Annotated in this window: 10 protein-coding genes and 1 pseudogene; 10 read left to right on the top strand and 1 reads right to left on the bottom strand. The window is 70.7% G+C overall.

What is annotated here, in order from left to right:
• The first annotated feature begins 426 nt into the window (after nucleotides 1-426).
• From YWW_RS0104265 to YWW_RS0104215, 10 genes and pseudogenes are all read left to right on the top strand, one after another.
• A complete protein-coding gene (locus YWW_RS0104265; protein WP_026929125.1) occupies nucleotides 427-909 on the top strand; it encodes a VOC family protein in 483 nt (160 codons plus the stop codon).
• A gap of 154 nt (nucleotides 910-1,063) precedes the next feature.
• Nucleotides 1,064-2,524, top strand: a complete 1,461-nt coding sequence (locus tag YWW_RS0104260; protein WP_026929124.1) for a class II fumarate hydratase — start codon at nucleotides 1,064-1,066, stop codon at nucleotides 2,522-2,524.
• A 100-nt stretch (nucleotides 2,525-2,624) separates the two neighbouring features.
• Complete coding sequence (locus YWW_RS28275; protein ID WP_051325358.1) at nucleotides 2,625-3,053, top strand: DUF4190 domain-containing protein; 429 nt, start codon at nucleotides 2,625-2,627, stop codon at nucleotides 3,051-3,053.
• 916 nt (nucleotides 3,054-3,969) lie between these two features.
• Nucleotides 3,970-4,638 carry a peptidoglycan-binding domain-containing protein gene (locus tag YWW_RS33725; RefSeq protein WP_081687180.1) on the top strand — a complete coding sequence of 223 codons (669 nt, stop codon included), beginning with the start codon at nucleotides 3,970-3,972 and terminating at the stop codon, nucleotides 4,636-4,638.
• Between the two features lie 72 nt (nucleotides 4,639-4,710).
• Nucleotides 4,711-6,393 carry a DUF885 domain-containing protein gene (locus YWW_RS28260; RefSeq protein ID WP_035704029.1) on the top strand — a complete coding sequence of 561 codons (1,683 nt, stop codon included), beginning with the start codon at nucleotides 4,711-4,713 and terminating at the stop codon, nucleotides 6,391-6,393.
• Between the two features lie 203 nt (nucleotides 6,394-6,596).
• A complete protein-coding gene (locus tag YWW_RS0104235) occupies nucleotides 6,597-8,102 on the top strand; it encodes a pyridoxal phosphate-dependent decarboxylase family protein (RefSeq protein ID WP_026929122.1) in 1,506 nt (501 codons plus the stop codon).
• Nucleotides 8,103-9,401 carry a lysine N(6)-hydroxylase/L-ornithine N(5)-oxygenase family protein gene (locus YWW_RS0104230; protein WP_026929121.1) on the top strand — a complete coding sequence of 433 codons (1,299 nt, stop codon included), beginning with the start codon at nucleotides 8,103-8,105 and terminating at the stop codon, nucleotides 9,399-9,401.
• The gene (locus YWW_RS0104225) at nucleotides 9,398-9,979 is read left to right on the top strand and encodes a GNAT family N-acetyltransferase (protein WP_211228417.1); all 582 of its coding nucleotides are present in this window, start codon (nucleotides 9,398-9,400) and stop codon (nucleotides 9,977-9,979) included. The genes YWW_RS0104230 and YWW_RS0104225 overlap by 4 nt, the downstream gene beginning before the upstream one ends.
• A pseudogene (locus YWW_RS28255) lies at nucleotides 9,976-11,736 on the top strand (IucA/IucC family protein); the annotation flags it as partial. The gene YWW_RS0104225 and the pseudogene YWW_RS28255, both read left to right, overlap by 4 nt.
• Before the next feature lie 923 nt (nucleotides 11,737-12,659).
• Complete coding sequence (locus YWW_RS0104215; RefSeq protein WP_026929119.1) at nucleotides 12,660-13,442, top strand: SDR family NAD(P)-dependent oxidoreductase; 783 nt, start codon at nucleotides 12,660-12,662, stop codon at nucleotides 13,440-13,442.
• Here YWW_RS0104215 and YWW_RS0104210 read toward each other — a convergent pair.
• The gene (locus tag YWW_RS0104210) at nucleotides 13,439-14,725 is read right to left on the bottom strand and encodes an MFS transporter (RefSeq protein WP_026929118.1); all 1,287 of its coding nucleotides are present in this window, start codon (nucleotides 14,723-14,725) and stop codon (nucleotides 13,439-13,441) included. The two genes, YWW_RS0104215 and YWW_RS0104210, sit on opposite strands and share 4 nt — an antisense overlap.
• Nucleotides 14,726-14,741 lie beyond the last annotated feature (16 nt).

The following is a 14,741-nucleotide window of genomic DNA, read 5'->3' as shown; positions in this document are numbered from 1 at the left end:
CCGCGCGTCACAGGCGTGTCTTCCGAGCGACCGGTCCGAGCCGGGCCGGGGCGCCGCTCAGGCGGCGTGCGCCGAGGCGGCGGTGAAACGGTTCAAGCCGCGCTGCCGCGATTCGAGCGGGACACTCGGCGACGCCGACGCGAAGGAGCAGTCCCGCGGCCTCCTCACCACCGCCTGCGGCAGGCTCTACGAGGCGGGCATCCAGCGGACTGCCCGGGAAACCGGAGTCGGCGGGTGCCGTCGCCGGCCGCTCCGCCTCCCCGTCTCGGAGCGGCCAGGGCCTTCTCCGGACCGGTCCGTGCGCGTGCGGAGAAATCCGGCCCCGGCAGCGCGGAAACGATGAATTCGCGTCCGCCGCCTCGTCTCGACTGATGCAATCGAATCGCTGGAACGCACAGCGTCGAATCGGCTCGGAAGGACGACACCATGCAGAAGATCGTCACCAACATCTGGTACGACGGCGACGGTGAGGAGGCCGTCGAGTTCTACGTCTCCCTCTTCCCAGACGCCAAGGTCACCGGCACCGTCCCGTACCTCGAGGACGCCCACGGCACGCCCGGCAAGGCGATGGTCGTGAACTTCGAGCTCGCCGGGCAGTCGTTCACCGCCATCAACGGCGACGACTCGGCCAAGCACGACCACGCGATGTCGCTGCTGGTCAACTGCGACGGCCAGGACGAGGTCGACCGCCTGTGGGAGGCGATCCTCGCGAACGGCGGCAAGGAGATCGAGTGCGGCTGGATCGCCGACAAGTGGGGGATCAACTGGCAGATCTGGCCCTCCGAGGCCGACCGGTACGTCGGCGGCGCCGACAGGGAGGCCGCCGTGCGCGCCACGCAGGCCATGTACAAGATGAAGAAGATCGACCTCCAGGGCCTCAAGGACGCCTACGAGAACGGCCCCGCCTGAGCGGGTGCCCCGGCCTCGGCCGTTTCGAGGCCGCGAAAGCCGTGGACGGCACCGGTGCGCTCCGGCCGGGATACGATCGGGAGCGCGGCGAACGCCCCTGACGGGGCGCCCGCGAAGCGACACGGCGAGCGGTCTACCGGCCGGAGGTGGCGTGATGGAGTCCGAGCAGCCCGAACTGCGTTCGATGCCGATCGGCACCGGCGCGAGCGGCGTACGCGTCGAGAGCGACTCGATGGGCACGATCGAAGTGCCGGCCGAGCATTACTGGGGCGCCCAGACGCAGCGGTCGCTGATCCACTGCTCGATCGGCGAGGACCGCATGCCGACGGCGGTCTACCGCGCCTACGGCCACGTCAAGAAGGCCGCGGCGCTCGTGAACACCGAGGCCGGGCGGCTCGACCCGGCGCTGGCGGCGGCGATCGTCGCGGCCGCCGACGAGGTCGTCGACGGCTCGCTCGACGAGGAGTTCCCGCTCTACGTCTGGCAGAGCGGCTCGGGGACGCACTCGAACATGAACGTCAACGAGGTGATCGCCAACCGCGCCAGCCAACTCCTGGGCGGCGAGCTGGGGGCCAAGCGGCTCGTCCACCCGAACGACCACGTGAACATGGGGCAGTCCTCGAACGACGGCTTCCCCACCGCGATGCACATCGCGACGCTCCTGGCCGTCCGCGACCAGACGCTGCCACAGCTCGAGGCCCTCGCCGACGCGATCTGGGCGAAGGCGGTGCAGTGGGTCGACGTCGTCAAGATCGGCCGCACGCACCTCCAGGACGCGACGCCGCTGACGGTCGGCCAGGAGTGGTCGGGCTGGGCCACGCAGCTGCGCGACGCCGGCGCCAGGCTCGAGCGCTCGCTCGAGGGGATCGGCGAGCTCGCCGCGGGCGGCACCGCCGTCGGCACCGGCCTGGGCGCCCACGAGGGCTTCGGGGAGGTGATCGCGGCCCGGCTCGCCCAGTTGACCGGGCTGCCGCTCCGGACCGCGCCGAACAAGTTCGCCGCGCAGGGCTCGCTCGACGGCATGGTCGCCGTCTCGGCCGGGCTGCGCGGCGCGGCGGTGGCGCTGATGAAGATCGCGGGCGACATGCGCTGGCTGGCCTCGGGGCCGCGCTCGGGCCTGCACGAGCTGCGGCTGCCGGCCAACGAGCCGGGCTCCTCGATCATGCCCGGCAAGGTCAACCCGGCCCAGCAGGAGGCGATGCTGATGGTCTGCCACCAGGTGATCGGCGAGGACGCGATCGTCGCCGCGGCCGGGTCGCAGGGCAACTTCGAACTCAACACGATGCGCCCGATCGTCGTCGACAACGTCCTCCACTCGGCGCGGATCCTCGCCGACGCCTGCGAGAAATTCAGGGTCTACAGCGTCGAGGGCACCGAGCTCGACGAGGACGGCGTGTCGGGCCACGTGGGACGGTCCCTGATGCTCGTGACCGCGCTGAGCCCGCACATCGGCTACGACAGGGCCTCCGAGATCGCGCACAAGGCCGACGCCGAGGGCACGACGCTGCGGGAGGCCGCGGTGGCGCTCGGCGTGGACGAGGCCGACTTCGACCGCATCGTCGACCCCGCGACCATGGTCGGCGACCCCCGGCGCGACCTCGGCCTGGATCGGTGAGCGCGGCCCTCTTGCGGTGAAAACGGCACGTGGGGCCGTGTGCGTGCCATAGACTCACGCAGGTCCGACCGCAGCTCACGACCCGAGCCAGGGAGTCCGCATGGCCTATACGCCCGATCCCGACGAACCCGGACGAGAGCCAGGACGCGAGTACTCGCGCGAACCGGGACACGAACACGAGCCGAAACGCGGCAACGGTTTCGCGGTCACCGCCCTCGTCCTGGGCATCATCGCCCTGGTCCTGGCGTTCATTCCCGTCGTCAACCTCATCTCGTTCGCGCTCGGCGTCATCGCGATCATCTTCGGCATCGTCGGCCTGGTGACCGGCCGCAAGCGGCACGCGGGCAGGGGCATGTCGCTCACCGGCATCATCCTCGGCGTGCTCGCCCTGGCGGTGGCGGTCCTCATGTACGTGCTGGTCTTCGACGCCGTCGACGACAAGTGCAAGGAGGAGGGCCACTCGGGAGACCTCCAGGAATGCGTCGAGGACCTCGACTCGGAGCTGACCGACATGCCGGACGGGTACTGAGGCGCCCGACAGGCCTCGCACCACCGAATCCGCTTGCCCGGCTTACCCTTCCGGGTGAATTCCCGCTGCCTCCCAGATCGCCCCGCTTACTTGGATCCCCTTGCGCCCCAAAGCATTACCTTTGAGTCCTATTTGTTCTGTTTCAACCTTCGATCTTGTATCACGAGTTCTACTCCTTTACCATATGAATGGGCGGTCACGTCCGATGTTCCGAAGTCGCAAGGGCACGATCGCAGCTTGTTCGACGCCCTCGGACGGCGCCATCGGGGGACGAGGCTGAGGCCTGAACTGCCACAACCGCACAAGAAGACTGCGAGGCCCCGGCGAGCGCGCCAACGCTCCCGGGGCATGACGGACAACCTATTCAGGAGGTTCCCGTAATGGGCGATCGTACCCTATTCACCGGCTCATGCGCGTGGAACGATTGCGTCTGCCGCACTGGCAGGCAACCACCGGTCGGCCGCCGCGCCGTCTGCGCGGACCTCCGCTTCCTCGACAAGGTCATCGAGACGGAGCATTGCTGGCTCTGGAAGGGCGCAGTGAACACATACGGGTACGGCCAGATAGTCGGACCGTCGCCTGAGAAACGAATCATGCTCGCGCCCATCTACTCGTGGCGCCGTTGCGGGTACTCGCACGACAACGCCTCCGTCCTCCGCCACTCCTGCGATGACCGGCTCTGCGTCCGACCCGATCACCTGGAACCCGGCACCATTCAGGACAACGTGAACGACTCCTGGGAACGGGACCGGATGCGGCCTCGCGGGAGGGTGCTCACTCCCGATGTGGTGCGCGCGATTCGGCACGCGCGAGACCAGGATGGGTCGTCTTATGAAGACCTGGCCAGTCAGTACGGCGTCACCTTCACGACCATTGCCCGCGTGTGCACGGGCCGGACCTGGAAGGAGGTGGTCTTATGGCGTGGCGACTCGCGAAGAGCCTGGTGGTTCTCCGAGATGAGATCAACGCCGTCGCCCCGAATCGCTCCAAAGCCAGCGACGGGACGATCGGCGATGAAGCTCATCAGGGTACTGCGTCTGATTTAGGCCACAACCCCAACGCGAACGATGTGGTGTGCGCGGCGGATTTCACGCACGATCCCGGCAGCGGCGCCGACATGCACGCCTTCGCCGAGCACCTGCGCCGCCGTTCCCATCGAGCTGTCAAATACATCATCTGGGATCGCCGGATCTGGTCGAAGGCCAGGGCCGACGAGGGGTGGCGGCACTACGGCGGGTCCAATCCCCACACCGCGCACATGCACGTGTCGGTCGGGGTCGGGCCGGACGGCCAGAGCACCGGCCCGTACGACGACACCGGCCCGTGGGGGCTGACGGACGAGTTCGGAGGAGGAGACGTGATCGGACTCCAGGTGGGCGACAAGGGCGACAGGGTCAAGGGGCTCCAGGCGACGCTCCGGTACGCCGGTTACGACCCGGGCGAGGTGGACGGCGACTACGGCCCGAAGACCTCGGCGGCGGTGCTCAAGATGCGGCGTGCCGAGGGCTCGGAGGTCGACGACGGCGACAACTTCACCGGCTGGGCCTACGCTCAGCTGATGCGGGCCGTCGCGAAGAAGTACTGACCTCGGCGAAGGGGCTTGCCCGAGGTCCGCCCGGCGCTTAGAGTCGCAGGCGACGTCTCGGGAAGGAGCCTCATGTCCGCGTCCCAGCTCGCCGCCGTCGCCCGGCGCTACTTCGATCTGCGCTTGGCCGCCAATCCCGTCTCGGCCACGGTCTACGGGATCGCCGGGTACGACCACCTGCTGCCGGACCCGAGCCGGGAGGGCAGTGCGAAGCGGCTCGCGGATCTGGCGGAGACCGGGGACGCCCTGGCCGGCGTCGACGCCGCGTCGCTGGAGGGGCAGGACCGGATCACCCGCTCGATGCTCGACCGGCTGGTGCGCGACGAGCGGGGCGTGGTCGAGGCGGCGCTGCACGAGGTCGGGGTCACCGCCTCGATCGCCGGGGTGGTCTCGAGCATGCTCTCGGCGATCCCGAACGCCGCTCTCGACAGCGAGCGGCGGAGCCGGGACTACCTGGAGCGGCTCGCGGGGCTCGGCGACTATTTCGACGCGGTCCTGGAGCGGTACCGGCAGGCGGGGAGCGAAGGGCGGCACCAGACTCGGCACGGGACGCTGGCGGCGATCGGGCAGATCGACGACTACCTGGCGAGCCCGATCGAGGGTGATGCGCTGCTGCGGCCCGAGCCGGCCGGCGTCGACGCGCGGCGGTGGCGGGCCTCGGCCGCCGAGCTCGTCGAGCGGCGGGTCCGTCCCGCCCTGGGGCGCTGGCGCACGGCGCTGGAGGAGGAGCTGCTGCCCGCGGCGCGGCCGGACGAGCGGGTCGGCGTCTGCCATGTGCCCGGCGGTGAGGCGGGATACCTGGCCGCGGCGCGGCAGTTCACGACCACGGATCTGACGCCCGAGCAGATCCACCGAATCGGACTCGAGGGCGTCGAGCGGGTGCGCGAGGAGTTCGCCGAGATCGGCGTGAGGGCCTTGGGCGCCGGGGGCGCCGACGAGGTGATCGCGCGGCTGCGCGGCGACCTGTCGCTGCGGTACGAGCGCGCCGAGGACATCGTCGCGGACGTGGCGGAGGCGCTGCGGCGGGCCGAGGCGGCGCTGCCGGAGGCGTTCTTGGACTACGACATCGCCCCCTGCGAGGTGCGGGTGGTGCCCGAGGCCGCCGCGAAGGGCTCGACGCTGGCGTACTACACGGTGCCCGCGCTGGACGGGTCCCGGCCGGGGGTGCACTGGGTGAACACCTATGAGCCGCAGACGAGGTCGCGGTTCGAGTACGAGGCGCTGGCGTTCCATGAGAGCGTGCCCGGGCACCATCTCCAGTTCGCACTGGGGCAGCGTCTCGAGGGTCTGCCGTTGTTCCGGCGCTTCTCGTACGTCACCGCGTTCGGGGAGGGCTGGGGGCTCTACACCGAGCGCCTGGCCGACGAGATCGGGCTCTACAGCGGTGATCTGGCGCGCTTGGGCATGGTCTCGTTCGACGCGTGGCGGTCGTGTCGGCTGGTGGTGGACACGGGGATGCACGTCTTCGGGTGGTCGCGGGAGCGGGCGGTCGCGTTCATGCGCGACAATACGGCCTTGTCCGAAGTGAACATCGCGAACGAGGTCGACCGGTACATCGCCTGGCCGGGGCAGGCGCTGGCGTACATGGTGGGGCGCCGCCACATCGGTCTGCTGCGGGAGCGGGCGAGGGCCGAGCTCGGTTCGGCGTTCGATCTGCGGCACTTCCACGACCGGATCCTGTCGAGCGGGTCGATGCCGCTGGAGACCATGACGGGGGTCGTGGAGGACTGGATCGCCGAGCGGCGGGGAGCGTAGTCCGCAGCGGGTCGCCTCGTTCGCGCCTCGAGTGGCCGTCGGCTCGTCACCGTGGGTGGTCTCGTTGTGGCACAGTCAAGTTGATCTTGGGCGGGTTCGTCCTGCGGCGTGGAGAACATCACCATCTGGGATCAGCCCTTCTGCTCATCCGAGAATTAGGTTAGGCTAACCTGCGTCATCCTCCCGGTCGAGACCGGCCGGTCATGAAAGGACGTGGCTCAGTGCCGACCAGCGCCGCAGAACTCCGCCCCGCACCGCCCGACTCCCCCACCGGGGCGCCCGCACTGCTCAACCGCGACTCGGCCGAGGCCTACCGCGAGCTCATGGCCGAAGTGGCCCAAAGGATCGCCGAACGCTTCGCCCGGGTCGACCGGCCCTGGACCGGCATCACGCCCGCCGAGCTCGCGCCCGCCGTCGACGCGGTCGACCTCGACCGCCCCCTGCCGGGCTTCGGCGACGCGCTCGACGAGATCGGCGACCTCTACCTGCGCGACGCCGTCTGGTTCCACCACCCCCGCTACCTCGCCCACCTCAACTGCCCGGTCGCGCTCCCGGCCGTCGCCGCCGAGACCGTCCTCGCCTCCGTCAACACCTCAGTGGACACCTGGGACCAGAGCGCGGGCGGCACCTTCATCGAACGGCGCCTCATCGAATGGACCGCCGGGCGCATCGGCTTCGGCGCCGACGCCGACGGCGTCTTCACCTCCGGTGGGACGCAGTCGAACCTGCACGCGCTGCTGCTCGCCCGCGACGAGGCCGTCGAGACCGTCGTCAAGAACAGCGAGACCACGCTGCGGGGCGTCGAGGTCCTCCCCCGGCTGCGCCTGTTCGCCTCGCCGCACAGCCACTTCAGTGTCGTCAAGGCCGCCAGGCTGCTCGGGCTCGGCGAGGACGCCGTGGTCACCGTCCCGGCCGACGACCGCTTCCGCATGCACCCCGGCGCGCTCGACGCGGCCCTGGAGACCTGCCGCGGCGAGGGGCTCGTGCCCGCGGGCGTCATCGCCACCGCCGGGACCACCGACTTCGGCTCGATCGACCCGCTCGGGGCGATCGCCGAAGTGTGCGAGGCGCACCGCGTCTGGTTCCATGTGGACGCCGCCTACGGCTGCGGGCTGCTCGTCTCGCGGCGCAGGAGGAGCCTGGTGGAGGGGATCGAACGCGCCGACTCGGTCACCGTGGACTACCACAAGTCGTTCTACCAGCCGGTCAGCTCCTCGGCGGTCCTGGTGCGCGAGCGCTCGGCGCTGCGGCACGTCACCCACCACGCCGACTACCTCAACCCGGCCGAGGCCCTCTTCCCCAACCAGGTCGACAAGAGCCTCCAGACCACGCGGCGGCTGGACGCGCTGAAGCTGTGGATGACGCTGCGCGTCCTGGGCCCCGAGGCCCTCGGCTCGATGTTCGACCGGGTCTGCGAGCTGGCGGCCGAGACCTGGGCGCACCTCGAGGCCGATCCGCGTTTCGAGACCGCCGCGCCCGCCTCGCAGCTGTCCACGGTCCTGTTCCGCCTCAAGGGCGGCGGCGACGATGTGCAGCGCCTGGCCCGGGAGGCGATCGCCGCCGCGGGCGAGGGCATGGTCGCCGCCACCCGCGTCGATGGCCGCGCCGCGCTCAAGCTCACGCTGCTCAACCCCGAGACGACCCTCGGCGACATCGTCTCCGTCCTCGACGCGCTCGCCCGGCACGGCGCGAAGTTCCAGGGGGCCTAGATGTCCGAACCGCGTATGCACGACTTCATCGGGATCGGCCTGGGGCCGTTCAACCTCGGCCTGGCCTGCCTCGCCGAGCCCGTCGCGGGCCTCGACGGGATCTTCCTGGAGCGCAAGCCGTCGGTGGACTGGCATCCGGGGATGCTCATCGAGGGCACCACCATGCAGGTTCCGTTCATGGCCGACCTGGTGACCCTGGCCGACCCGACCTCGCCGTACTCCTTCCTCAACTACCTCAAGGAGGAAGGGCGGATCTATCCGTTCTACATCCGCGAGTCGTTCTTCCCGCTGCGCGCCGAGTTCCAGGACTACCTGCGGTGGGCCGCGGGCAGACTCGGCAACCTGCGTTTCGAGCGGGACGTGGTCGGTGTCGAATGGGACGGCGAGGGCGGGGCTTACGCGGTCCGCAGCGCCGGCCCGGCGGGCGAGCGGGTCGACTTCGCGCGCCGTCTGGTGCTCGGCACCGGCACGCCGCCGTGGGTGCCTCCGGCGTGCCGCGGGCTGTCCGGTGAGACCGTCTGCCACGCTTCGTCCTATCTGGAGCACCGGGAGCGGCTGCGGCGGTGCGGGGCCGTGACCGTGGTCGGCAGCGGCCAGAGCGCCGCCGAGATCTACCTGGACCTGCTCGACGGCCTCGAACCGGGCGGCTGCGAGCTCAACTGGGTGACGCGCTCGCCGAGGTTCTTCCCGCTGGAGTACACCAAGCTGACCTTGGAGATGACGAGCCCGGACTACGTCGACTACTTCAACGCGCTGCCGGGGCCGAAGCGCGACGAGCTCAACGAGGCCCACAAGGGACTCTACAAGGGCATCAGCTCCGAGCTCGTCAACGAGATCTACGACCTGCTGTACCGCAAGAAGGTCGAGCACGGCGAGGTCGCGACGCGGCTGCTCACCAACTGCACCGTCGAGAAGGCGAGGACCGAGGACGGGTTCGTCCTCGGCATCCGCCAGCACGAGCAGGACCGCGACTTCGAGCTGCGCACCGAGGGGCTCGTCCTGGCGACCGGCTACAGCAGCACCACGCCCGCGTTCCTCGACGGCGTCCGCGACCGGCTGCGCTTCGACGCCACCGGCCGCCTGGAGGCCCGCCGGGACTACAGCGTCGACGCCGCCGGGCGCGGCGAGGTGTTCGTCCAGAACGCCGAGCTGTCCACGCACGGCTTCGTCACGCCCGACCTCGGCATGGCCGCCTACCGCAACTCGTGGATCATCCGCGCCATGACCGGCCGCGAGGTCTACCCGATCGAGCGGCGCGTCGCCTTCCAGGAGTTCGCCGCGCCCGAGGAGACCGCATGATGCGCGCCCCCGACAGGTTCAAGCGCCGAGACGCTCGCCTCGGCGAGTTCGCACTGCGCCCGGTGGACCCGGCCGCCGACGCCCCGCTGCTCCACGAATGGGTCACGCACCCCAAGTGCCGGTACTGGATGATGGCCGAGGCCTCGATCACCGACGTGTGGGCCGAGCACGAGGCCATCGCCGCCTCGGACCACCACTTCGCCTTCCTCGGCGCGCACCGGTACCGCTCCTCGTTCCTCGTCGAGGTCTACGACCCGGCGCGCACCGAGCTCGCGGGCGTCTACGAGGTGCGCGAGGGCGATGTCGGCATGCACGTCCTCACCGCGCCGACGAACGCCCCGGTCCCCGGTTTCACCAAGGGCGTCATGATCACCGTCATGGACCTGCTGTTCGACGGTTTCGGCGCGAGGCGCGTCGTGGTCGAGCCGGACGCGACGAACACCCCGATCCACCGGCTCAACGACTGGGTCGGCTTCCGCGCCGAGCGCACCGTCCGGTTGAGCGACAAGCGGGCGCTGCTCAGCTTCTGCACCCCGAGCGACTACGAGCGGTCCGCCGCGAGAGGAGTCAGGCCATGACCGGCCCCACCGAGCACCTCCGGCCCGAGCACTGGCGGCGGGCCACCAAGGCCCTGCTGGCCAAGGCGATCGGCGAGTTCGCGCACGAGCGGCTGCTCGCGCCCGCCCAGGTCGGCGACTACTGCGTCCTCGCGAGCGGGGGCGAACGGTACCTGTTCAAGGCCGAGCGGCTCGCGCTCGACCACTGGGCCGTCGACCCCGAGTCGCTGTGGCGCCGAGGCGAGGACGGCGAGGAGCTGCCGCTGGACGCGGCGCGGTTCTTCATCGCGTTCAAGGACGAGCTGGGGCTGAGCGAGGAGATCCTCCCGGTCTACCTCGAGGAGATCGCCAGCACCGTCAACCGCGGCGCCTACCAGCTCGCCGTGCCGCAGCCGAGCGCCGCCGAGCTCGTCGACGCCGACTTCCAGGAGGTCGAGGCGGCCATGACCGGCGGGCACCCGTGCTTCGTCGCCGGATCGGGGCGGCTCGGCTTCACCTCGGACGACTACCTGGCCTTCGCGCCAGAGACGGGCGCGGGCGTGCGCCTGCTGTGGCTGGCGGCGCTGCGTCGGCACGCGATGTTCGCCTCCTCGGCCGAGCTCCCCGGCGACTGGCTGCTGGAGACCCAGCTCGACTCGGAGGCCCGCGACCGCTTCGCGCTGGTGCTGGCGGGCCGCGGCCTGACCTTCGGCGACGTCCACCTCATCCCGGTCCACCCGTGGCAGTGGCGCAACAAGATCTCGACGACCTTCGCGGCCGAGCTCGCCGAAGGGCGGCTGGTGGTGCTCGGCGAGACGAGGGACGAATACCAGGCGCAGCAGTCGATCCGGACCTTCTTCAACCGCTCCAGGCCCGAGGCCGACTACGTCAAGACCGCGCTGTCGGTGCTGAACATGGGCTTCATGCGGGGCCTGTCGACCGAGTACATGGAGGTCACGCCCGCCATCAACGACTTCATCGCCGACCTGGTCCACGGCGACCCGACCTTGAAGCAGTCGGGTGTGACGGTCCTGCGCGAGCGGGCCTCGGTCGGCTACCGGCACCCGGCCTACTCGGTCGGTGCGCCGAAGGGCTCGCCGTACCGGAAGATGCTGGCGGCGCTGTGGCGCGAAAGCCCGGTCCCCCACCTCGAACGGGGGGAGCGGGCGGTCACGATGGCCTCGCTGCTGCACGTCGACGCCTCGGGGCGCCCGTTCGTCTCGGCGCTCATCGCCCGCGCGAAGCAGGCGCCCGAGGAATGGCTGCGGCGCTATCTCGAGGCGTACCTGGTGCCGCTGGTGCATTGCTTCTACAAGTACGGGCTGGCGTTCATGCCCCACGGCGAGAACGTGATCCTGGGGCTGCGCTACGGGCGGGTGTCCCGCGTGTTCCTCAAGGACATCGGCGAGGAGGCGGCGATCTTCGACGAGTCCGTGCCGGTGCCGCCGGAGGCCGAGCGCATCAAGGGCCCGATTCCCGACGAGGTGCGGACGCTGGCGATCCTGACCGACGTCGTGGACTGCTTCCTGCGGTTCCTGTCGGCGATCCTGCACGGCGACGGCGTGCTCGACGAGCGCGACTTCTGGCGCACGGCCGCGGAGGTGATCAAGCGGTACCAGGCCGCGCACCCCGAGCTGGCCGAGCGGTTCGCCCGCTTCGACCTGTTCGAGGAGACCTTCGGGCTCTCTTGTCTGAACCGATTGCAGCTCAAGAACAACCGTCAGATGGTGAACCTGGAGAACCAGGAGGAGAGCCTCATCTACGCCGGACGGCTGGACAACCCGCTCGCACCATGGAGAGATCGATTACGATGGATGCCCTCTCATAAGTCCCACTGTGGAGCGAGCTACGCTCCCATGATGAGACCCCTGATCGGCGCGGCGGCCGCCCTCCTGCTCCTCGCCGCCGGCGCCTGCACCGACGGCGGCGAGCCACGCCCTGCCGCCGCCGAATGCGAGACCGGCGAGTTCACCGTCGTCGACGAGGAACCGCTCGGCGAGTACGCCTACTCGCTCAGCTTCCCCTGCCCCGAAGGGGAGGCGGAACTGGCGACCGTGATCGTGCTCCACGGCTGGCCCGGCTCGGGCTGGGGCATGCGCACCGCCTCGAACATGGACGTCCTGGCGGAGCGGGAGGGCTTCATGGCCGTCTACCCGTCCGAGCCGAACGAGCAGTGGGACGCATCGGCCGACGGCGACGACGCCTCGTTCCTGTCGGACCTGATCGACACGCTGGTCGAGCACTGGAGCGCCGACCCCGAGCGGATCCACCTGGCGGGCATCTCCAACGGCGGCGACATGACGCTGGCGGCGAGCGCGGTCCTGTCCGGCGAGGTCGCCGCGATCGCGCCGCTGGTGCCCGCCGGGACCGGGGGCGTCTACGAGGCGGTCGAGGGCTTGGAGGCGCCGGTGCCGATGGTGGCGCTGGTCGGCGAGGACGACTCGCTGTACCTGGAGTCCGGCATGCAAGGGCTGGAGCTGTGGTTCGAGGCCGGCGGCTGCTCCAGTGACGGCGTCGTGGAGGAGACCGAGGGCTACACGGCCGAGTCGTGGACGTGCGAGGGCGGGGTTCCCGCGCTGCTCTACCGCGTCCAGGGCGGCCACCAGTGGTTCGGTTCGCCCGACCGGCCCGAGCCGGTGTGGGCGAGCCGGGCGATGTGGGACTTCTTCGCCGGTCTCGAGTAGCCGTCGGACGGCGTGACACGACAAGCCATGATGGAGAGGTGAACTTCGATTACGACTTCTCCGATCGGCCCGTGCTCGTCACGGGCGCCAGCCACGGTCTGGGCCTGGCGACGGCGAACCTCCTCGCGGCATGCGGGGCGCCGCTCGCGTTGTGCGCGCGGGACGCCGCCCGCTTGAACGAGGAGGCCGAGCGGCTGCGAGGCAAGTTCGACGTGCCGGTCTTCACGCGGGCCCTCGACGTGGTCGACGAGCAGACCCTCGTCGAGTTCGTCAGCGTGGCCGGCCGGCGACTCGGCGACTTCAGCGGCATCGTGGCCAACGTGGGCGGCGCCAGAGGCACGCACCTGAAGGACACCTCCCCCGACGACTGGGCGTACACCTTGGGCGTCAACGTGGTCGGCGCCATGACGGCGCTGCGCGCAGCGGTGCCGCAGTTGCAGCGCACCGGCGGCTCGGCGGTGCTGGTGTCCTCGATCTCGGGGGCGAAGCCCGCCCCGGGCCTGACCTACGGCGCCACCAAGGCCGCGCTGAACCAGGCCGCCGCGATCCTCGCCCAGGAGCTCGGCGCGCAGGGCATCCGCGTCAACGCCGTCGCGCCCGGGTCGATGCTGGTGCCCGACCGCAAGTGGGACCGGATGCGGATCGAGCGGCCCGAGGAGTACGCCGCGTTCCAGCGGGAGTTCCCCGGCGGCAGCCTGGTCGACCCGAGCGACGTGGCCGCGGTGATCGCCTTCCTGCTCTCGGACGGCGCCCGGGCCGTCAACGGCGCGGTCGTCCCGGTCGACGCCGCCCAGAACGCGCCCACCGCCTTCGGGTATTAGGCGCTCTCCTCCCGCGGCCGGGCCGCCTTGCCCGACAAGAACGGAACGACCACGAGCACGACGACGGCGCAGAAGACGTTGAGCATGCCGTAGCTCGCGTACTCCACGATCGGGCCGGAGGCGACGCCGGCGCCCATGGCGGCGAAGCCCATGACCATGTCCGAGAAGCCCTGGGTGGACGGGCGCTCGGCGGGGCTGACGGCGCCGGTGACCATGGACGCCGAGGCGACGGTCATCGACGACCAGCCGATGCCGAGCAGCACGAGCCCGGCGCTGATCCGCACGTGGTCGTCGACCGCGGCCGAGCCGGCGAGGGTGCAGGCGGCGACGAGGAGGACGGCGCCCGCCAGCAGGACCGGCCTGGAGCCGTAGCGGTCGACGAGCCTGCCGATGATCGGCGAGAAGGCGTACATGCCGCCGATGTGCAGGCCGAGGATGAGGCCGACGACGGTGAGCGCGTCGGCGGGGTCGGCCATGCCGTGCTTGATGTGCAGGGCGGTCATGGCCATGATGCCGACCATGACGAAGTGGCCGAGGGCGGCGGCGATGACGCCGGTGCGGACGGTCGGGTTGGCGCGGGCCATGCGGAGGCCGTCGGCGACCGAGCGCTTCGGGGCCGCGGCCTCGCCGGAGAGCTCGCGGGCGGTCAGGAGCGGGTCGGGGCGCAGGAAGACGAACAGGACGGCGGCGGTCGCCAGGCACAGCACGCCCATGGCGACGGTGGGGCCGACGTAGTCGGGGCCGCCGAGCCAGCCCTTCCAGCCGTGTTCGGCCAGCGCGGCCAGGGACGGCCCGGCGACGCTGCCGATGGTCGCGGCCCACACGACCGTGGACAGGTGCGTGCCGCGCTTGTTCGCCGGGGCGAGGTCGGCCGCGGCGTAGCGCGACTGGAGCCCGGCGTAGGAGGCGCTGCCGAGCAGGAAGTAGCCGCCGATGGCGAGGGCGGCGGTGTCGAGGACGATCGCGGTGACGACGGCGGCGGTCCCGGCGACGGCGCAGAGGTAGCCGAAGAGGAGGCCGCCGCGGCGGCCGAAGCGCTCGGTGATGCGGACGGCGGGGATGACGATGAGCGCCGATCCGCCGGCGAAGAGGCTCTGCGCGAGCCCGGCGTAGGTGCTCGAGCCGGTCATGTCCTCGATGAGCAGGGCGCCGAAGGCGATGCCGATGCCGACGGCGAGCCCGCCGAGGACCTGGGTGCCGAACAGGACGGTCAGGACCCGCCGCTGGATGGCGGCGGTCTCGGTGGGTGCTTCTGCGGTGGTGGCGGGTGGCTGGGCTGTCACGGGGGGTTCCTTTCTG

The sequence above is a fragment of the Glycomyces tenuis DSM 44171 genome (genome assembly GCF_000427885.1).
Classification (GTDB): domain Bacteria; phylum Actinomycetota; class Actinomycetes; order Mycobacteriales; family Micromonosporaceae; genus Glycomyces; species Glycomyces tenuis.
This window is presented reverse-complemented; position numbering and strand designations above follow the sequence as displayed.

Excerpts from the sequence above, each read along its gene's own strand:
- YWW_RS0104265 (WP_026929125.1), top strand. The coding sequence starts at position 427 with ATGCAGAAGATCGTCACCAACATCTGGTACGACGGCGACGGTGAGGAG.
- YWW_RS0104260 (WP_026929124.1), top strand. The coding sequence starts at position 1,064 with ATGGAGTCCGAGCAGCCCGAACTGCGTTCGATGCCGATCGGCACCGGC.
- YWW_RS28275 (WP_051325358.1), top strand. The coding sequence starts at position 2,625 with ATGGCCTATACGCCCGATCCCGACGAACCCGGACGAGAGCCAGGACGC.
- YWW_RS33725 (WP_081687180.1), top strand. The coding sequence starts at position 3,970 with ATGGCGTGGCGACTCGCGAAGAGCCTGGTGGTTCTCCGAGATGAGATC.
- YWW_RS28260 (WP_035704029.1), top strand. The coding sequence starts at position 4,711 with ATGTCCGCGTCCCAGCTCGCCGCCGTCGCCCGGCGCTACTTCGATCTG.
- YWW_RS0104235 (WP_026929122.1), top strand. The coding sequence starts at position 6,597 with ATGAAAGGACGTGGCTCAGTGCCGACCAGCGCCGCAGAACTCCGCCCC.
- YWW_RS0104230 (WP_026929121.1), top strand. The coding sequence starts at position 8,103 with ATGTCCGAACCGCGTATGCACGACTTCATCGGGATCGGCCTGGGGCCG.
- YWW_RS0104225 (WP_211228417.1), top strand. The coding sequence starts at position 9,398 with ATGATGCGCGCCCCCGACAGGTTCAAGCGCCGAGACGCTCGCCTCGGC.